Source organism: Pseudomonas sp. A25(2017) (assembly GCF_002001065.1).
In the GTDB taxonomy this organism is placed as follows: Bacteria; Pseudomonadota; Gammaproteobacteria; order Pseudomonadales; family Pseudomonadaceae; genus Aquipseudomonas; species Aquipseudomonas kilonensis.
The window spans coordinates 64,315-83,645 of record NZ_MUOA01000047.1; the positions used below are offsets into that span (position 1 = coordinate 64,315).

The 19,331-nt window shown below is 61.7% G+C and carries 16 protein-coding genes and 1 riboswitch; of the genes, 13 read left to right on the forward strand and 3 right to left on the reverse strand.

Translation table 11 applies throughout. The annotated features are described in order from the left end of the window. Nucleotides 1-51: 51 nt before the first annotated feature. Nucleotides 52-1,491: a TolC family outer membrane protein gene (locus B0E42_RS08620; RefSeq protein ID WP_018614131.1), complete on the reverse strand. Its 1,440-nt coding sequence runs from the start codon at nucleotides 1,489-1,491 to the stop codon at nucleotides 52-54. A gap of 156 nt (nucleotides 1,492-1,647) precedes the next feature. Continuing rightward, nucleotides 1,648-1,753: riboswitch (TPP riboswitch) on the forward strand. Between the two features lie 161 nt (nucleotides 1,754-1,914). Between B0E42_RS08620 and thiC the strand changes: the two genes are divergently transcribed. Further along, nucleotides 1,915-3,804 carry a phosphomethylpyrimidine synthase ThiC gene (gene thiC, locus B0E42_RS08625; protein ID WP_077506227.1) on the forward strand — a complete coding sequence of 630 codons (1,890 nt, stop codon included), beginning with the start codon at nucleotides 1,915-1,917 and terminating at the stop codon, nucleotides 3,802-3,804. A gap of 176 nt (nucleotides 3,805-3,980) precedes the next feature. After that, nucleotides 3,981-5,273, forward strand: a complete 1,293-nt coding sequence (cytX, locus tag B0E42_RS08630) for a putative hydroxymethylpyrimidine transporter CytX (protein WP_053177877.1) — start codon at nucleotides 3,981-3,983, stop codon at nucleotides 5,271-5,273. On the opposite strand, the gene B0E42_RS08635 is transcribed toward cytX, so the two are convergent. After that, nucleotides 5,242-5,988: a DUF3298 domain-containing protein gene (locus tag B0E42_RS08635; protein ID WP_053177878.1), complete on the reverse strand. Its 747-nt coding sequence runs from the start codon at nucleotides 5,986-5,988 to the stop codon at nucleotides 5,242-5,244. The genes cytX and B0E42_RS08635 overlap by 32 nt on opposite strands. A 214-nt stretch (nucleotides 5,989-6,202) precedes the next feature. Here B0E42_RS08635 and B0E42_RS08640 point away from each other — a divergent pair, with 214 nt between their 5' ends. The 11 genes from B0E42_RS08640 (at nucleotide 6,203) to B0E42_RS08695 (ending at nucleotide 17,524) form a co-directional block, all read left to right on the forward strand. Beyond that, nucleotides 6,203-6,820 (forward strand): NUDIX domain-containing protein, encoded by a 618-nt coding sequence (locus B0E42_RS08640; protein WP_018614135.1) that lies wholly within the window; start codon nucleotides 6,203-6,205, stop codon nucleotides 6,818-6,820. After that, complete coding sequence (locus tag B0E42_RS08645; RefSeq protein WP_003186471.1) at nucleotides 6,811-7,263, forward strand: DUF1249 domain-containing protein; 453 nt, start codon at nucleotides 6,811-6,813, stop codon at nucleotides 7,261-7,263. The genes B0E42_RS08640 and B0E42_RS08645 overlap by 10 nt, the downstream gene beginning before the upstream one ends. 98 nt (nucleotides 7,264-7,361) lie before the next feature. Continuing rightward, nucleotides 7,362-8,177, forward strand: a complete 816-nt coding sequence (gene cpdA, locus B0E42_RS08650; protein ID WP_018614137.1) for a 3',5'-cyclic-AMP phosphodiesterase — start codon at nucleotides 7,362-7,364, stop codon at nucleotides 8,175-8,177. 860 nt (nucleotides 8,178-9,037) lie between these two features. Beyond that, complete coding sequence (locus B0E42_RS08660; protein ID WP_018614138.1) at nucleotides 9,038-9,397, forward strand: DUF6124 family protein; 360 nt, start codon at nucleotides 9,038-9,040, stop codon at nucleotides 9,395-9,397. Between the two features lie 350 nt (nucleotides 9,398-9,747). Continuing rightward, complete coding sequence (locus tag B0E42_RS08665) at nucleotides 9,748-10,356, forward strand: YqiA/YcfP family alpha/beta fold hydrolase (protein ID WP_018614139.1); 609 nt, start codon at nucleotides 9,748-9,750, stop codon at nucleotides 10,354-10,356. Nucleotides 10,357-10,398: 42 nt separating this feature from the next. After that, nucleotides 10,399-12,303, forward strand: coding sequence for a DNA topoisomerase IV subunit B (parE, locus tag B0E42_RS08670; protein ID WP_018614140.1), 1,905 nt, complete (start codon nucleotides 10,399-10,401; stop codon nucleotides 12,301-12,303). After that, nucleotides 12,303-13,289: an esterase-like activity of phytase family protein gene (locus B0E42_RS08675; protein ID WP_018614141.1), complete on the forward strand. Its 987-nt coding sequence runs from the start codon at nucleotides 12,303-12,305 to the stop codon at nucleotides 13,287-13,289. Before parE ends, B0E42_RS08675 begins: the two co-directional genes overlap by 1 nt. Next, nucleotides 13,286-13,807: a TIGR02281 family clan AA aspartic protease gene (locus tag B0E42_RS08680; RefSeq protein ID WP_018614144.1), complete on the forward strand. Its 522-nt coding sequence runs from the start codon at nucleotides 13,286-13,288 to the stop codon at nucleotides 13,805-13,807. The genes B0E42_RS08675 and B0E42_RS08680 overlap by 4 nt, the downstream gene beginning before the upstream one ends. Nucleotides 13,808-13,817: 10 nt before the next feature. Next, nucleotides 13,818-16,082, forward strand: coding sequence for a DNA topoisomerase IV subunit A (gene parC / locus B0E42_RS08685; protein WP_053177882.1), 2,265 nt, complete (start codon nucleotides 13,818-13,820; stop codon nucleotides 16,080-16,082). Nucleotides 16,083-16,261: 179 nt separating this feature from the next. After that, nucleotides 16,262-16,969 carry a membrane integrity-associated transporter subunit PqiC gene (locus tag B0E42_RS08690; protein ID WP_053177883.1) on the forward strand — a complete coding sequence of 236 codons (708 nt, stop codon included), beginning with the start codon at nucleotides 16,262-16,264 and terminating at the stop codon, nucleotides 16,967-16,969. Nucleotides 16,970-17,116: 147 nt separating this feature from the next. Further along, a complete protein-coding gene (locus B0E42_RS08695; protein WP_053177884.1) occupies nucleotides 17,117-17,524 on the forward strand; it encodes a DUF3224 domain-containing protein in 408 nt (135 codons plus the stop codon). A 207-nt stretch (nucleotides 17,525-17,731) separates the two neighbouring features. On the opposite strand, the gene B0E42_RS08700 is transcribed toward B0E42_RS08695, so the two are convergent. Further along, nucleotides 17,732-19,246, reverse strand: a complete 1,515-nt coding sequence (locus tag B0E42_RS08700; RefSeq protein WP_018614149.1) for an AhpA/YtjB family protein — start codon at nucleotides 19,244-19,246, stop codon at nucleotides 17,732-17,734. Nucleotides 19,247-19,331 lie beyond the last annotated feature (85 nt).

Below are 19,331 nucleotides of genomic sequence, written 5' to 3' on the forward strand. Positions count from 1 at the left end.
ACACCAGCTTTGCTCCCACAGGGGGGCTGGACAAGCCTTCCCTCGGTGAGGTTATTGCGCCGGCCGCGAGCGCAATTGCTCCGCTGCTGCCTGGGCCAGGTCCGGCGGCAGGAAGTCGCGGTCGGGGTTGTAGTCGGGCTTGAGGTAGCGTGACAGGTCTTGCAGGTCCGCCGGGCTCAACGTCCCGGCCGCCTGCTTGAGGCGCAGGTTGTCGAGAATGTAGTCGTAGCGGGCGTTGTTGTAGTTGCGCACCGAGGTGTACAGCTGACGCTGGGCATCGAGCACATCGACGATGTTGCGAGTGCCCACCTGGTAGCCGATTTCCGTGGCTTCCACCGCGCTCTGGTTGGAGATGATCGACTGGCGCCGGGCCTGGACCTGCTCCACGTCGGTGTTTACCGCGCGGTGCAGGTTACGGGTGTTTTCCACCACCTGCCGGCGCAGGCCTTCGCGTTGCTGTTCGGTCTGGGTGAGCTGCGAGTAGGACTCGCGCACCTGGGAGCTGGTCAGCCCGCCGCTGTAGATCGGGATGCTCAGTTGCAGGCCGATGGTGCGTTGCTCGGCATCGCCGCCATAACGCTGACCGGTGGGGCTCGGGTTGGTGAAGCCGAGGCCGTCGTTGTCGCCTTTTCTATACTGGGCTATCGCGTCGAGGGTCGGTGCATGGCCAGCCTTGCGTTGGCGCAGGGTGTCCTCGGCGGCATCGACGGCGTAGTTGCTGGCCAGCAGGTTCAGGTTCTGCTTGGCCGCCGTGTCGACCCAGGCTTTGGCATCGTTCGGCGTCGGCGGCAGGATCGGCAAGGTGTGGACGATGCCCTGGAGCGCGTTGTACTGGCGGTTGGTCAGGGTGATCAAGGCTTCGAAGGCGTCTTCGACCTGGCGCTGGGCGAGGATCCGGTTGGCCCGTGCTGTGTCGTAGCTGGCCTGGGATTGCAGCACGTCGGTCTTGTCCGACAGGCCTACGTCGAAGCGTTCGTTGGACTGGTCGAGCTGGCGCTTGAACGCGGCTTCCTCGGCCTTGGTCGAGGCCAGGTTGTCCTGGCTGCGCAGCACGTTGAAGTAGCTCTCGGCGCTTTGCAGGATCATGTTCTGTTCAGTGGCTGACAGTTGCAGCGACGCTTGTTCGTCGACGGACTTTGCCGCCTGGAGCTGGAACCAGCGGTCGGCGCGGAAAATCGGCTGGGACAGTGTCGCCTGGTAAACCGTGGAACTGCGGTTGGCGGTCATCGCCGGCTGGTCAAGCTCGGTACGCGTGTTGTTCAGATCGGCGCCGGCCGAAAGGTTGGGCAACAACCCGGCGCGAGCCTGGGGCACCACTTCCTTCTGGGCGCCATACTGGGCGCGGGCAGCGGCCAGGTCGGCGTTGTTGTCCACCGCTTCCTGATACACGCTCACCAGATCGGTTTTGGTGGTCAAGGGCGCTTCGGCGGCCCAGGCCATTGCGTTGGACGCACAAGACACGGCCAGGGCCAGTGAAAGTTTGCGCAGCATGAGGCTATCCCTAGTTCGCAAATGAGTGCGCATAAGTGGCGCGCGGCGTAGCGAGTGTAGTTGCGCCCGGGCGTGGCAACAATCCTGTATATGCGCCATTCATCACGCCTTTTGCCCTGGCGATGGCGTTCTCTCGTGGTTGTGTCTAGACTGGCCGGGTTCTTGTCGGGGTGCCTTGCTATGAGGCTGAGATCGAATAATTTCGGATCCCGTTGAACCTGATCAGGTTAGCGCCTGCGTAGGGAACAAGATTTCTCGTCACCCGGCGAGTCCTCTTGTGCTTCGTCCGGGATGTCGTTCGACCATTGAACGCACTCGAGCAGCAAGCACAGCGTCCGCATTTTCGTGCAGGGGCGCGTCCATTCGTTACAGGTTCGCTCCGACAAAAATCCACTGCCTGGATGTGTGTCTGGAGAGCCCGTGATGACGACAAAATCAAAAAACGCGATCAACCTCAGTGATTCGGCCAAGGTCGATGAGCAATCGGTTCAGCCCTTTACCCGCTCGCAAAAAATCTATGTCCAGGGCAGCCGCCCGGATATCCGCGTGCCCATGCGCGAAATCAGCCTCGATGTAACCCCGACCGACTTCGGCGGCGAAATCAACGCGCCGGTCGTGGTGTATGACACCTCGGGCCCGTACACCGACCCGAACGTGATTATCGACGTGCGCCAGGGCCTGGCCGACGTGCGCTCGCCGTGGATCGAGGCCCGTGGCGACACCGAGCGTCTTGCCGGCCTGAGCTCCAACTTCGGCCAGGAACGCCTGGCTGATCCCGAGCTGACCAAGCTGCGCTTTGCTCACGTGAACAACCCACGTCGCGCCAAGCCGGGTGCCAACGTCAGCCAGATGCACTACGCGCGCAAAGGCATCATCACTGCCGAGATGGAATACGTTGCCATCCGCGAAAACATGAAGCTGGAAGTCGCCCGCGCCGCCGGCCTGCTGGACCAGCAACACGCCGGCCACAGCTTCGGCGCCAGCGTGCCGAAAGTCATCACCGCGGAATTCGTGCGTGACGAAATCGCCCGTGGTCGCGCGATCATCCCGGCCAACATCAACCACACCGAACTGGAACCGATGATCATCGGCCGTAACTTCCTGGTGAAGATCAACGGCAACATCGGCAACAGTGCGCTGGGTTCGTCCATCGAAGAAGAAGTGGCGAAGCTGACCTGGGGCATCCGCTGGGGTTCGGACACGGTCATGGACCTGTCCACCGGCAAGCACATCCATGAAACCCGCGAGTGGATCATCCGCAACTCGCCAGTGCCGATCGGCACCGTGCCGATCTACCAGGCCCTGGAAAAAGTCGGCGGCGTGGCTGAAGACCTGACCTGGGAGCTGTTCCGCGACACGCTGATCGAACAGGCCGAGCAGGGCGTCGACTACTTCACCATCCACGCCGGCGTGTTGCTGCGCTATGTGCCGATGACCGCCAAGCGCGTCACCGGTATCGTCAGCCGTGGCGGTTCGATCATGGCCAAGTGGTGCCTGGCGCACCACAAAGAGAACTTCCTCTACACCCACTTCGAAGACATCTGCGAAATCATGAAGGCCTACGACGTCAGCTTCTCGCTGGGCGATGGCCTGCGTCCGGGCTCGATTGCCGACGCCAACGACGAAGCGCAGTTCGGTGAGCTGGAAACCCTCGGCGAGCTGACCAAGATCGCCTGGAAGCACGACGTGCAATGCATGATCGAAGGCCCCGGCCACGTGCCGATGCAACTGATCAAAGAGAACATGGACAAGCAGCTCGAGTGCTGCGACGAGGCGCCGTTCTACACCCTCGGCCCACTGACCACCGACATCGCGCCGGGCTACGACCACATCACCTCCGGCATCGGTGCGGCGATGATCGGCTGGTTCGGTTGCGCCATGCTCTGCTACGTCACGCCGAAGGAACACCTCGGCTTGCCGAACAAGGATGACGTGAAGACCGGGATCATCACCTACAAGATCGCCGCGCACGCCGCCGACCTTGCCAAGGGCCACCCGGGCGCGCAGATCCGTGACAACGCCTTGAGCAAGGCGCGTTTCGAGTTCCGTTGGGAAGACCAGTTCAACCTCGGCCTGGACCCGGACACCGCTCGCTCGTACCACGACGAAACCCTGCCGAAGGACTCGGCCAAGGTGGCGCATTTCTGCTCGATGTGCGGGCCGAAATTCTGCTCGATGAAAATCACCCAGGAAGTGCGCGAGTACGCGGCCAACCAGCGCATTGAAGCGGTGGATGTCGATGTCGCCCAGGGCTTGGCGGAGCAGGCTGAGCGGTTCAAGAAGGAAGGTAGTCAGCTTTACAAGAAAGTCTGATTTGGGCTGAGCTGAGGGTGGCGGTGTCCTCACTGCCGCCTTCGCGAGCAGGCTCGCTCCCACAGTGGATCTCGGTCGTTCACAAATCTTGTGTCCACCGCAAATCCCCTGTGGGAGCGAGCCTGCTCGCGATTGCGATCATCAGAACAACAAATATCCCTCTGAGACAACGACCCTTGAACATCCAACCCAGCACCTACTCCCCAGACACCGCCGTCCCCCTGGACAAACGCGTCTTCGGCGCCCGCGATCTGTTTTCCCTGTGGTTCTCCCTGGGCATCGGCCTGATGGTCTTGCAGGTCGGTGCCTTGCTCGCGCCGGGCCTGGGTCTCAGTGGTTCGTTGCTGGCGATTTTCTTCGGCACGCTGGTGGGCGTTCTGCTGCTGGCCGCCGTCGGGGTGATCGGCAGTGACACCGGCCTGTCGGCCATGGCCGCCCTCAAGCTCAGCCTCGGCGGCAAGGGCGCGAGCGTGCCGGCGGTGTTGAATCTGCTGCAGTTGATCGGCTGGGGCTCGTTCGAAATCATCGTCATGCGTGATGCCGCCAGCCTGCTCGGTGCCCGAGCCTTCAGCGAAGGCAGCCTGGGCGCCAACCCACTGCTGTGGACGCTGTTCTTCGGCGCCCTGGCGACACTGCTCGCCGTGAGCGGGCCGCTGACGTTCGTGCGCAAGGTCCTGCGCAAGTGGGGCATCTGGTTGCTATTGGCGGCTTGCATCTGGTTGACCTGGAACCTGTTCGCCAAGGCTGATCTGGTTGCGCTGTGGGCCGAGGCAGGCGATGGTTCTATGCCGTTGGCGGTGGGGTTTGACATCGCCATTGCGATGCCGCTGTCGTGGTTGCCGCTGATTGCCGACTATTCGCGTTTCGGCAAGCGCGCCAAGAACGTCTTCGGCGGCACTGCCGTGGGCTTCTTCATCGGTAACGTCTGGCTGATGAGCCTGGGCGTGGCCTACACCCTGGCGTTCGCGCCGAGCGGCGAAGTCAACGCGTTGCTACTGGCCTTGGCTGGCGCCGGGCTGGGCATTCCGCTGCTGCTGATTCTGTTGGACGAGTCGGAAAACGCCTTCGCCGACATTCACTCGGCGGCGGTGTCGACGGGCATGCTGTCGGGGTTGAAAGTCGAGCACCTGGCCTTGGCGATTGGCGTCATCTGCACCTTGATCGCCTGCTTCGCACCGTTGGCGCAATACCAGAACTTCCTGCTGCTGATCGGCTCGGTGTTCGCACCGCTGTTCGGCGTGGTGCTGGTGGACCACTTCATCCTGCGCAAACGCAGCAGCCAAGGGGTGTCAGCCGCGTTGCGCTGGCCGGCCCTGTTGGCCTGGTTGGGTGGGGTGAGCACTTATCACTTGCTGGCCAACTTCTATCCGGACATCGGCGCAACCCTGCCGTCGCTGATTCTGGCAGGGTTGCTGCAACTGTTACTGGGCCGGGCTTTCAGCTACGGCCGGGGAACAGCTCGGGCTTGAGGATGCCGTTGAGGCGTGGGTAAGCGATCTTCAGTTCGATGTGGCCCAGGGCGTACGGCGCGATGGTGCTCACTTCGTACTTGAGGATCACCCCGCCGTAGGTCAGCGCCACGTGTGGGGTTTTCTGGAAGGACCACTGTTTCAGGAATTCGGGTTCCTGATCCAGCTTGGTGCTGATCAGCCAACTGTTGTGGGCGACCTGGGCGGCTTTCCAGAACGCTTCTTCCTGGCCCGGCAGCAGCATGTCCGACAGCGTCAGCACCTTGTGTTGCTGGCGCGAATAGTTGATGAAGCCGCGACCCGGCGTGCCGTGGGCGCCGCCGGTGTCCAGGTAGCTGGACAATTCGATGATCACCAGGCCGTCATGTTGCTCACGTACCTTGGCCTGCAAATAGCTGCTGTTGCGGGGGGCGGCGTTGCGCAGGAACTGCTCGCGATAGGCGGCAAGCGTCGGCGCCGCCTGGGCGTCCGGGGTGGTGCGGGTCATTTGCAGCAGGCGCTTTTCAACGATGCCGTCCAGGGCTGGCTCGGTGGGAAAGTGCAGGGTATCGATGTTCACCAACGGGCAGTCGGCACTGGCGCAACCTTGTTGCAGTTGTTCCGACGCGTCGCGGGTGGTTTCCAGCGGTGCGCGGTAATTGGGTTGGAACAGGCTTTGGCAAGCGCCCAGGGTCAGGGCAATGGCGGCCACGGAGGCAGTTTTGAAAAGCGACATGGGCGTCCTTCATGGAACAGGGAAAGGCGAAAAGTTACCCGCTTCGACTGCCAGCAGGACAATCAGTTCGCCACTAAGCTCATTAGAGTTCTTTCACCTTCTGCCGTCCATCCCGATGAGTGGAAAGGGGCTGCATCAAAGGGTACGGGCGCGTTAGGATGGCGCGAAGCCGAGGTTGGAACCTCGTATTGATCGACTGCACACGAGGATTGTCATGACCGATTTCGCCAACGCCACACCGAACACCGTGGACATCGTCAAGCGTGAAACCTGCTTCAAGGGTTTCTATAAGCTCGACCGCCTTGTCTTGCGCCACGAGTTGTTTGCCGGTGGTATGAGCCGTGAGATCAGCCGTGAGTTGTTCGTGCGTCATGACGCCGTGTGCGTATTGCCCTACGACCCGCAGCGCGATGAAGTGGTGTTGATCGAGCAGTTTCGCGTGGGCGCCATCGGCAAGACCACCAACCCCTGGCTGGTGGAACTGGTGGCTGGCCTGATCGACAAGGACGAGCAACCGGAAGAAGTTGCTCATCGCGAAGCGCAGGAGGAAGCTGGGCTTGTGTTCGCTGCGCTTTGGCCGATGACCAAATATTTTCCATCGCCGGGCGGCAGCAATGAATTCGTACATTTGTACCTGGGGCGTTGCGACAGCACGGGGGCAGGCGGCCTGCATGGCCTTCTGGAGGAAGCCGAGGACATTCGGGTGAAGGTCTGGGCCTACGAAGATGCCTTGCAAGCTGTGCGCGACGGGCGTATCTGCAACGCGGCCAGCATCATTGCCTTGCAATGGCTGGCCTTGAATCGCGATGAAGTGAGGGGGCTATGGTCCTGAACAAGCTGCGCGACCGCTATCGCGTCGATCTGGTGGGGTTGCAGGCCGCCTGCGAGGCCAATTACGCTCGCCTGATGCGCTTGTTGCCGGACATGCGCAACGACCCGGCGCCTCGGCGCATCGCCGTGACCCACGGCGACCAGATGCTGGGCGTGCTGGCCCTGGAAGTGCTGCAGACCTGTCCCTACACCACCACGTTGCAAGTGCGTCAGGAGCACAGCCTGCCTTGGTTGCCGGTGCCGCAACTGGAGGTCCAGGTCTATCACGATGCGCGCATGGCCGAAGTTGTCAGTGCCGAACATGCACGACGCTTTCGTGGCATCTATCCTTACCCCAATGCCTCGATGCACCAGCCGGATGAAAAAGCCCAGTTGAACCTGTTCCTGGGCGAGTGGCTGAGTCATTGCCTGGCGCTGGGCCACGAGTTCGAAGTCGTTCGGTAGTTGTGAACCGGTTCCGGTTCGCGGGTTTCCCCTTTCGATCGTCCCCAGCATAATTGCGGCTTCATGCAACGGCGTGACTGCGCCTGGGAGAGAGCGATTTGCCGAGCGTATCCAGCTTGACCACTGCCGATGCGGCGTTGCTGGTCCAACTGTCTGACAGCCATTTGTTCGCCGAGGCCGATGCCTCGTTGCTGGGCATGAATACCCGTGACAGTTTGCGGGCGGTCATTGATTTGGTGCTCAAGCAGCAGCCGGACATTGACCTGATGCTCGCCACCGGGGACCTGTCCCAGGACGGTACGCTGGAGTCCTACGAGGCGTTTCGGCAATTGACTGCGCGAATCGATGCGCCGGCGCGGTGGATTCCCGGTAACCATGATGAGCCGCAGGTGATGCTCAAGGCGACGGTCAAGAGCAGGTTGCTCGATCCGGTGGTGGACATTGGCAATTGGCGCGTGACGATGCTCGATTCTGCCGTGCCTGGTTCGGTGCCGGGTTTTTTGGCCGAGGAGCAGTTGATTCTGTTGGCCAATGCCTTGAGTGAGGCGCCGGAGCGGCATCACTTGGTGTGCCTGCATCATCATCCTGTTTCGATTGGGTGTGTGTGGATGGAGCCGATTGGGTTGCGTAATCCTGAGGCGTTGTTTGCGGTGTTGGATCGGTTTCCCCAGGTGCGGGCGGTGTTGTGGGGGCATGTGCATCAGGAGGTTGATCGGGTGCGCGAGGGGGTTCGTTTGTTGGCTTCACCTTCGACCTGTATTCAGTTTGAGCCTGGGAGTGAGGATTTTGCGGTGGGCTCGCAGGCGCCTGGGTATCGGTGGTTGCGGTTGTTGCCGGATGGGCGATTGGAGACGGGGGTTGAGCGAGTGGTTGGGTTTGCGTTTACCCCCGACTATGGCTCCAACGGGTACTGAGGACGAGGCGGCCTGACAGCTGGCCTGTCTCTCCCGGTTGTACATCTTTCAGATCTGTGGGAGCAAAGCTTGCTCGCGATGGCGGCCTGACTGAGTACATATCCATTGCTGCGGTAACGGCCGCTTAGGGTTCCGCCCTGACGGCGGGTCACTTTTGAAAAGCCCGGAAGCCGGCCCAGTCGAAAGTAACCAAAGCGCTCATGCCCCACCACTCGGTGCCTCGCTCCGGCATTGCTCCGTGGGCCCGCCGCGAAGGGCCATCCATGGCCCAGCGCGGCTATCCCGGCATCCATGCCGGGATGCCCACTGCGCAATGCCTGCGTTCGGCCATCGTGGTTAACGGGGCGCCGAGATCAACGTCCACCGCGAGGCGGCCTAGTAGCCGACCTGGTTCTCACGGTCGTACACCCATCAGACTTGTTTGAGCAGGACCTGTGGGAGCAAAGCTTGCTCGCGAGGCGGCCTGATAGCCGACCTGATTCTCCGGTCATACCCCGATCCAATTGTGGGAGCGGGCTTGCTCGCGAAGACGGCGCTACATTCAGCATGGATGCAAGCAGACCCACCGCCATCGCGAGCAAGCTTTGCTCCCACAGAGATCGGCGGTGGACGCTGATCTTATAAACGACCAAAAACCTGTGTGGGAGCGAGCTTGCTCGCGATGGCGGCTGACAGCCGACCAGGGTTTGTGGGAATGGTCGGACATCCTTCCTGGTTCAAGCAGATTTTTCCGACGAGCTCTGGCGGTTGCTGGGTGGGAAGGGCTGTCGCTAACCTTTTCCCGTCGCTGAAAGTTCAGCGGCCGGGCCTGGAAACCCGAAAGTAGGAGGGCGTTATTTCAATCCTAGTGGAGCGCCAACATGTCTGAAGATAACTCTGGGCCAACAAAAAAAGATTCCATTTCTCCCGAAGCCAGCCAGATTCCCCCGATACTCGATGAAGCCGCCAAGCGAGCCATCGACCATTATCTTGATCCCAAACCTCAAGCCAAAAAGAAAAAGCCCTCAGGTCAACTGTTCACCGTCGTGGACGGCGTCGACACCGAAAGCCTGCTGGCCAACCTCAGCGAAACCCTGGCCTCAGCCGATGCCATGGTCAGCGACCTTGCCTTCGACCTGAAAGGCTCGCGACGCCATGTTGCCCTTGGCATTCAGCAACTGATCGAGCTGGGCGCTTTATTGGCGAATCGGATGCTGGACAACGTCAACACACAACCCTGACCACACCGCGAGCAGAGGCGAGAAGGCTCCCACAGAGGGAGTGGTGGTGGGTGCGGGATCAATGCCCACCGCCGATCCCTGTGGGAGCTGAGCTTGCTCGCGATAGCGGTGGGTCTGCTTGCATTAATGCTGAATGTGCCTTCGTCTTCGCGAGCAAGCCCGCTCCCACAATCGGATCGGAGTACGACCGGAGAACCAGGCCAGCTGTCAGGCCGCCTCGCGAGCAAGCTTTGCTCCCACAGGTGCTGTGATCGACGATTCATAGGAGGCAACAACACGGTCAAATCCCCCCCAATCACCGCAATCTCCCTGTAAACTCCGGCTTTTGCCCAGCACCCAGGGAGTCGGCAATGTCGGGTTCGATCCTTTATATCCATGGCCTCAACAGCGCCCCGGCGTCGACCAAGGCCAGCCAGTTGACGCAAGTGATGACGCGCCTGGGCCTGAGCGACCAGTTGCAGGTGCCCGCCTTGCATCACCACCCCCGCCAGGCCATCGGTCAGTTGGAACAGGCGATTACAGAACTGGGGCGCCCGCTGCTGGTCGGCAGCTCGCTCGGCGGCTACTATGCCACTCACTTGGCCGAGCGCCACGGGCTCAAGGCCCTGCTGGTCAACCCTGCCGTCAGCCCGCATCGGCTGTTCGACGGCTACCTGGGCACGCAGAAGAATTTGTACACCGACGAAACCTGGGAATTGACCCACGACCACGTCACGGCCTTGGCCGAACTGCAAGTCCCGGCGCCCCGGGATCCGCAGCGGTTTCAGGTATGGTTGCAAACCGGTGACGAAACGCTGGATTATCGCCACGCCCAGCAGTATTACCGCGCCTGTGCCTTGCGCATCCAGGCCGGCGGCGACCACAGTTTCCAAGGGTTTGCCCAGCAGTTGCCGGCGCTGTTGAGTTTTGCCGGCATTGGCGCCGATTTGTACCAGGCGATCGACTTCACGTCGCTGTGAGCCCATCGCCCCTTTTTCATTGAACACTGACGACGAGACCCCATGGCCACTCCCAGCGCTAGCTCTTATAACGCAGACGCCATCGAAGTCCTCTCGGGCCTCGACCCGGTGCGCAAGCGCCCCGGCATGTACACCGACACCAGTCGGCCGAACCACCTCGCCCAGGAAGTCATCGACAACAGTGTCGACGAAGCCTTGGCCGGGCACGCCCGTTCGGTGCAGGTCATCCTGCACGCCGATCACTCGCTGGAAGTCAGCGACGATGGCCGCGGCATGCCGGTGGACATTCACCCCGAAGAGGGTGTGTCGGGCGTCGAGCTGATTCTCACCAAGCTCCACGCCGGCGGCAAGTTTTCCAACAAGAACTACCAATTTTCCGGCGGTCTGCACGGGGTGGGTATTTCCGTGGTCAACGCCTTGTCGACCCAGGTGCGGGTGCGGGTCAAGCGTGATGGCAACGAATACCAGATGACCTTCGCCGACGGCTACAAGGCCACCGAGCTGGAAGTGGTCGGCACCGTCGGCAAGCGCAACACCGGGACCAGCGTGTATTTCGCCCCGGACCCGAAGTATTTCGACTCACCGAAGTTTTCCGTCAGCCGCCTCAAGCACGTGCTCAAGGCCAAGGCTGTGTTGTGCCCGGGGCTGCTGGTCAGTTTCGAGGACAAGGCCACCGGCGAGAAAGTCGAATGGCATTACGAAGATGGCCTGCGCTCCTACCTGGTGGACGCGGTCAACGGTTTCGAGCGCCTGCCCGACGAGCCGTTCTGCGGCAGCCTGGCCGGTAACAAGGAAGCGGTGGACTGGGCGCTGTTGTGGCTGCCCGAAGGCGGCGAAAGCGTTCAGGAAAGCTACGTCAACCTGATCCCCACGGCCCAGGGCGGTACCCACGTCAACGGCTTGCGCCAGGGTTTGCTCGACGCGATGCGCGAATTCTGCGAGTTCCGCAACTTGCTGCCCCGTGGCGTGAAGCTGGCGCCGGAAGACGTCTGGGAACGCATCGCCTTCGTGCTGTCGATGAAGATGCAGGAACCGCAATTTTCCGGCCAGACCAAGGAACGCCTGTCGTCCCGCGAAGCGGCGGCGTTTGTCTCCGGGGTGGTCAAGGACGCGTTCAGCCTGTGGCTCAACGCTAACCCGGAAACCGGTTTGGCCCTGGCAGAGCTGGCAATCAATAACGCCGGCCGCCGTCTCAAGGCCAGCAAGAAAGTCGAGCGCAAGCGCATCACCCAGGGGCCGGCATTGCCGGGCAAGCTCGCCGATTGTGCCGGGCAGGATCCGATGCGTTCCGAGCTGTTCCTGGTGGAAGGTGACTCCGCCGGCGGCTCGGCCAAGCAGGCGCGGGACAAGGAGTTCCAGGCGATCCTGCCGCTGCGGGGCAAGATCCTCAATACCTGGGAAGTGGACGGCAGCGAAGTGCTGGCCAGCCAGGAAGTGCATAACATCGCGGTGGCCATCGGTGTCGATCCGGGCGCCGCCGACATGAGCCAGCTGCGCTACGGCAAGATCTGCATCCTCGCCGACGCCGACTCCGACGGCCTGCACATCGCCACGTTGCTCTGTGCCTTGTTCGTTCAGCATTTCCGCCCGCTGGTGGATGCCGGCCACGTCTATGTGGCGATGCCGCCGCTGTACCGCATCGACCTGGGCAAGGAGATCTACTACGCCCTGGACGAAGCCGAGCGCGACGGCATTCTCGATCGCCTGGTGGCCGAGAAAAAACGCGGCAAGCCGCAGGTCACCCGATTCAAGGGCCTGGGCGAGATGAACCCGCCGCAGTTGCGTGAAACCACCATGGACCCAAACACGCGCCGCTTGGTGCAGTTGACCCTGGATGATTTCGAAGCGACGTCGGAAATGATGGACATGCTGCTGGCGAAGAAACGCGCGGGTGACCGCAAATCCTGGCTTGAATCCAAAGGGAACCTGGCCGAGGTGCTGGCCTGATGCGCAACGGTTTCGCCCTGGCATTGTTGCTGTGGGCGGGGGTTGTGGCCGCAGGGCCTGCACCGGAACTGAAGCTGCTGTCCGAGCATGCCGTTGATGGCATGCGCGGCGGCAATTTGTCGGGGCTGGCGCTGTGCGGCAGCGACATGTGGACGGTGTCCGATCGCGACGATGACCGGATCTACCGCCTCACGCCCGTCGATGCGCCGGTCTGGCAAGCCGAAGTGGTTGAAATCGAGGTGCCGAAGGTGCCGGACAGCGGGTTGCCTTGGGGCTTGAAATCCCGAACCTGGGCGGCGTCGTTCCTGCGCGGTGGCGAGCTGGATTTTGAAGGCATCAGTTGCGACAGCGCCGGTAATCGTTATGTGGTCAGTGAGTCCCATGCCGCGGTGTTGCAGGTGCCGACGGAGGGGCCGGCGTCCTGGTTGAAAATCGCACCAACAATGATCCGCCAGGCCCGCGCCAGTGGCATGTTGCTGCATTTCAATGCGTTGTTCGAAGGCTTGGCGGTCAACCCGGCCGGTGACCAACTGTGGTTGGCGACCGAGCGCGAGCGTCGCGGCCTGCTGCTGATCAAGCGCCAGCAAACGGTGTGGGACTGCGAGGGCAACTGCGTGTTGCTGAGCGAAGCGGGGCTGGAGATGCAGCCGGCGCAGTTTCCCAAGGCCAAGGCGGTTTCGCGGGATTTCGCTGATCTGTCATTGTTCAATGGCAAGCTGTTTACCCTGGAACGCAACGCCTTTGAGATCTGTCGGCGTGACCCCCAGACCGCCCAAGTGGAACGGTGCTGGTCGTTTGCCGTCGAGGCATTGCAGGACAATCGCCGTTACCCACAGCCCTACGGGCTGGCCGAAGCGCTGGTGGTGAACGCTGAGGGCGCCTGGGTCGGCCTGGACAACAACGACGGTGCCCGCGCCGACGGCGAAACTCGGCCGATCGTCTGGCATTTTGCTGCGCCCGACGGTGGCTGGAGCGCCGCGCCATGAGCCAGCAACTGCCCGGCAAGCGCGCCGGCCGGGTGCTGATGATCCTGGCTTGGTGTGCGGCGCTGTTTCTGGCGACGCGTTTTTTTGCCCAATGGGAGCAGCGTCAGCAAAATCCCAATACCCAGGTGTATTCGCAAAAAGGCGAAGGTTTTATCGAGGTGAAGTTGGTCGGCAATACGCAGGGGCATTTTGTCGCCAGCGGCCAGATCAACGGCCAGCCGGTGGAGTTCATGCTCGACACCGGCGCCACCGACGTGGCGATTCCGGTGGAGTTGGCCGAGCGCCTCAAACTGGAAAAAGGTTTCGGCGTGACGTTGAGTACCGCCAACGGTTTGAGTGAGGGCTATCGCACCCGCATCGACCGGCTGCAATTGGGTGACATCGTCTTGCGCGATGTCCGTGCCCTGGTGGCGCCAGGCCTGGGTGGCACGCAAGTGCTGCTGGGCATGAGCGCCCTGAACAAACTTGAATTTACCCAGCGCGACGGCACCATGCTGCTGCGCCAGACAACGAACTGATGAGGCCCGCATGAGCGACATTCTTGCAGACAGCTTAGACGGCGTAGAACGCCGATCGCTGGCTGACTTCACCGAAAATGCCTACCTCAATTACTCCATGTACGTGATCATGGACCGCGCCTTGCCGCACATCGGCGACGGTTTGAAGCCGGTTCAGCGGCGGATCATCTATGCCATGAGTGAGCTGGGGCTGGACGCGGATTCCAAGCACAAGAAATCGGCGCGTACCGTCGGTGACGTGCTCGGTAAGTTCCACCCCCACGGCGACTCGGCCTGTTATGAAGCCATGGTGCTGATGGCTCAACCGTTCAGCTATCGCTACACGCTGGTGGACGGCCAGGGCAACTGGGGTGCGCCGGATGATCCCAAGTCTTTCGCGGCCATGCGTTACACCGAGGCGCGGTTGTCGCGCTATTCCGAGGTGCTGCTCAGCGAGTTGGGCCAGGGCACTGCGGACTGGGGGCCGAACTTCGACGGCACCCTCGACGAACCCCTGGTTTTGCCGGCGCGTTTGCCGAATATTCTCCTCAATGGCACCACCGGCATTGCCGTGGGCATGGCCACTGACGTGCCGCCCCACAACCTGCGGGAAGTGGCCACGGCGTGCGTGCGTCTGCTGGATGAGCCGAAAGCCACGGTGGAGCAGCTCTGTGAACACATCCAGGGCCCGGACTATCCGACCGAGGCGGAAATCATCACGCCGCGTGCCGACCTGCTGAAAATCTACGAGACCGGTCGTGGTTCGGTGCGCATGCGCGCCGTGTACCACATAGAAGACGGCGACATCATTGTCACGGCGCTGCCGCATCAGGTCTCCGGGGCCAAGGTGTTGGAGCAAATTGCCGCAATGATGCAGGCAAAACCGTCGAAAGCGCCGCAAGTGGCTGACTTGCGCGACGAATCCGACCACGAAAACCCGTGCCGCATCGTGATTATCCCGGTCAACAGCCGGGTCGACCACGACGCGCTGATGCAGCACCTGTTCGCCAGCACCGACCTGGAGTCCAGCTACCGGGTCAACATCAACATCATTGGCCTGGACGGCAAGCCGCAGTTGAAAAACCTGCGGGCATTGCTGGTGGAATGGCTCGAGTTCCGGGTCAAGACCGTGCGCCGGCGCCTGCAATTCCGCCTGGACAAGGTCGAGCGTCGCCTGCACCTGTTGGACGGCTTGCTGATTGCCTACCTCAACCTGGATGAAGTGATCCACATCATCCGCACCGAGGAGCACCCCAAGGCCAGCCTGATCGCCCGTTTTGCCCTGAGTGAAATCCAGGCCGACTACATCCTCGACACCCGCCTGCGGCAGTTGGCGCGGTTGGAAGAGATGAAGCTGCGCGCCGAGCAGGATGAACTGCTCAAAGAGCAGGCCAAGCTGCAAGCCCTGCTGGGCAGCGAAGCCAAGCTCAAGAAGCTGGTACGCACCGAACTGCTCAAGGACGCCGAAACCTACGGCGACGACCGTCGCTCGCCGATCGTCGAGCGTGCTGAAGCCAAGGCGCTGACCGAACACGACCTGTTGCCGAACGAGAAAGTCACCGTCGTGCTGTCAGAAAAAGGGTGGGTGCGCTCCGCCAAGGGGCATGATATTGACGCGACGGGGCTTTCCTACAAGGCCGGGGACGGCTTCAAGGCCTTGGCGGCCGGGCGTTCCAACCAGTTTGCGGTGTTCGTCGACTCCACCGGGCGCAGCTATTCGGTGCCAGCCCACACCCTGCCGTCGGCTCGTGGCCAGGGCGAACCGCTGACCGGTCGTTTAACGCCGCCGCCGGGTGCAACTTTTGAATGCGTGCTGATGCCAGATGATGATGGACTGTACGTAATTGCATCGGACGCGGGTTACGGGTTCGTGGTCAAGGGCGAGGACCTGCAAGCCAAGAACAAGGCGGGCAAGGCGTTGTTGAGCCTGCCGAACAACGCCAAGGTGATTGCGCCGCGGCCGGTGGCCGATCGAGAGAGCAACTGGCTGGCGTCGGTTACCACCGAAGGCCGGTTGCTGGTGTTCAAGATCAGCGACCTGCCACAGCTGGGTAAAGGCAAGGGCAACAAGATTATTGGTATTTCCGGCGAACGGGTCGCCAGTCGTGAGGAATATGTCACGGATATTGCAGTGTTGCCGGAAGGCGCCACGCTTGTGCTACAGGCAGGCAAGCGCACGCTTTCGTTGAAGGCGGACGATCTTGAGCATTACAAGGGTGAACGCGGTCGGCGGGGCAACAAGCTTCCAAGGGGGTTTCAGCGAGTCGATGCGCTGCTCGTCGAAAACCTCAATTAGGCGTAGTAGAGGGCTCGGTCTGCGATTAAATGCCGCAGATCGATACTTTCGCGCTGGAGTCGGCGCGCATATTCACGGATGATAGGCCCTTTCAAGCGCCGGCGTGGCCGAGCGTTCTTCATAATGACCGAGTATTTTTTCACTGTGGCAAGCCTTGTGGCTGCCACCTGGACGGAACGATGACTGCTCTGCGCCTTCCTATTTTGTGGCTCGCCGGCCTGCTTGGCCTGGCGGGCTGCAGCATGAACCAGCCGGTGTCGCTGTACCAACTGGACAGCGGAACCCCGACCCAGCCTGCGCAAAGCACAGGCATGGCAGTATTGCTGGGGCCGGTCCTGATCGCCGACTACCTGCAACGCGAAACCTTGTTGCAACGCCAACCGGACGGCAGCCTGCAGGCCGCCACGGATGGTCGTTGGGCTGGCAGCCTGTCTTCTGACATCGATCAGTTGCTGCTGCGCCAGGTCGCCGGGCATCTGGACAGCCAGCGTGTAGTGCTCGCACCTGCGACCCAAGGCTTCGCCCCGGATGTACAGGTGCTGCTGTCGATTACCCGCCTGGACTCGGGTAAAGCCCAACCGGCAGTGCTCGATGCCCAATGGCGATTGATCGACCGTCGTGGCAAGGTGCGTGAGAACCGCATCGTTCATCTGCAAGAGCAACATGCTGGCACCACGGCGGCACAGGTCCAGGCCCAGGGCGTGCTCCTGCAACGCCTGGCCGAACAGTTGTCCGTGTCGCTCAAGCCTTTGGCCAACCAGCCTCCTGTTGCGGCTGAAGTCCCGCGCAAGGCTGCTCCTGCCCCCGCCAAGCCGGTAGAAAAGGAAAAGGACAAGATTCCCATGGCCTTGCCGATTCGCACGGACATGGAAGTGTTCAGGTTCTGACGCCAGGACTGGATTACAAGACAAAGCCCGCATTAAGTGCGGGCTTTGTCGTTTCCTGGGTTCTTATTCCTGGGGAATGTCAGGCAAGATGAGGGCCCGGCGCATCAGGCCTTCCCCCAATAAATGACAAGGACGAGTTAAATTCCCATGAAAACAACTGTCAGTTGCACGTTTCAGATCACGGGCTGGGACGAGAAGCCGTCTCAAATGCTTGAAGACGCTCCAAAAATCTCGCATGCCAACATCACGCAGTCCTATTCCGGCGCTATCGAGGGCACCAGTAGCGTCGAATACCTGATGTCCTATAGTGCTGACGGCACAGCGTGCTTTGTGGGTTTTGAGCGGGTTTGTGCGGTGGTGGCAGGTAAGCGCGGAACATTTGTTGCCCAGCATTCGGGGTCGTTTTCCGAAGGCAAGGCGCGCAGTACCTGGAGTGTCGTAGAGGGCGCCGGCACTGGGGATCTGGTCAATTTGAGTGGGACTGGCAGCTACGTGGCGGGTCATGGTGAGCCGGCGCAAGTGTCATTTGAGTATTCGTTTGAGCCTGAGCGCTAAGGTGTGTCGGGTGGACGCGACTCTGTAGTCTGGTTTTTCGCGGTCTGTCCTGACGCCATCGCGAGCAAGCTCGCTCCCACATTGGGCCTGTGGTTTGCAGAGATCCCCTGTGGGAGCGAGCTTGCTCGCGATGACGGCGCTGAGGGCAACAAAAAAGCCCGCAGACAATCACTCGTCTGCGGGCTTCGTCATTTCAAGTCCTGAGACTCAGGCCTGGCGTTCATGCATCCGTGCCAGTTGCCGCTCCAGCATCGATGGATAAGGCTCCATCAAGCGCTCCACGCAGCACGCGCCTTCGGGGCTGGCGATGGGGCGGATGCGGGCGCGCTGGCGGATCAGGGCGTCGTCGTTGATCTTGCGCTCCACCAGCAGCAGGTTGCGGCTGTGTTGCGACAGCGCCAGGGCGTCCTGGGCGGTTTCGGTCAGCAGCAGGTCGATCTGGCTCAGGCCGAACAAGCCATCGCCCAGGGTCAGGCCCAATTGCAGTTGCAGGGTGATGCCGCTGTCGGCGACTTCGATCTGCAACTGGTGGCCCAAGGCGCGCAGCAACTCACCGCAGCAAATGGCGTTGGTCAGGTAGTCGTCACCGCTGTCTTCGGTGTGGAACAGCATCAGCGTGCTGCCATCGTTCAGGGTGTGCAGTTCGCCCTGATAGAGCGATGCGGCCTGGTCGAGGCAGTCGCGGTAGCGCTCGAGCAACTCCTTCAGGCGCGCCTGGGGCAGGCGGCGCAGTTGATCCTGGGCGCCCAGTTGCACGGCCAGTACGGCGCTGTGCTGGGGCAGGTTCGAGGCGACTGGCCTGGCGACCGGTTGAGGGGCTCCATCGACTGATTCGTCCCGCAGGTCGGCGAACGCGTCGTCGTCTTCCTCGTCCTCTACCGTGCGTACCACGTGGCGTGGCGCCGGTTTGGAGGCAGGCACTGGCTGGCTTTCATCGAAGCCCGGGTCGCGCAGGTTGCGCACTTCGAAGCCCGGCTCGGCATCGTCGTCCGCGTAGTCGATGTCTTCGGGTTCCGGCACCGGCTCAGGTTCCGGCGCGAAGCTGGCGTGCAGTTGCCGGGCCAGGTCGCCGATTTCGTCCTGGCGCTGGGTGGCCGGCGTGTGCTCGTCGATGTCCCGCAGCCAGACACGCAATTGCAGCAGCGGCGTAGAGATGTGTCGCCCCAGGCGCAGGCTCAAGGCCAGTGCCAGCGCCAGCAGTATCGCGCTGAGGATGCCCATGCTTTGCAGGCTGATGGTCATTGGTTGTTGGAACTGGTCCATGTCCAGGCTGATGCGCAGCTGCCCGGCGGTCACGTCCTGGAAGGTGATCTTGCTCTGGTACATGCCGCCGGACTCGCTCAGCAGGCCCGGCTTGGGACGCTGTCCGGCCTCGGCGAGGATGCGGTTGTCCACGCTGTAGATGGCGGCGTGGGCCACCAGTTTGTTCTTGGTCAGGTTGTTGAGCAGCACATTGAGGCTGAGGATGTCGTTGGACACCAGCAGCTCGGTGGCGGACGTGGCGGTCTGGGTGGTCAGGCTTTCACCCAGGGCATCGGCCTGCTCGTGCATGGCCTGCTTGAATTGCAAACCCATCACGCAGGCATAGATGACCAGGGCCAGGGCGACCAGGATCACGTTATGGCTGGCAATGCGCAATGCAATCGGCACACGACGGTGACGCAGTGCACGGAAGATCAGCAGGAAGAAGTTGTCGGTTTTGACTGGCGTGGGCCGGTTCACTGAGCTCGGCTCTTTGTCCGTGAAATTGACGCGCAGTATAGCGATAGCCCCATGACCGGCAAAGCACTGGCGGTGCCCGATGGTC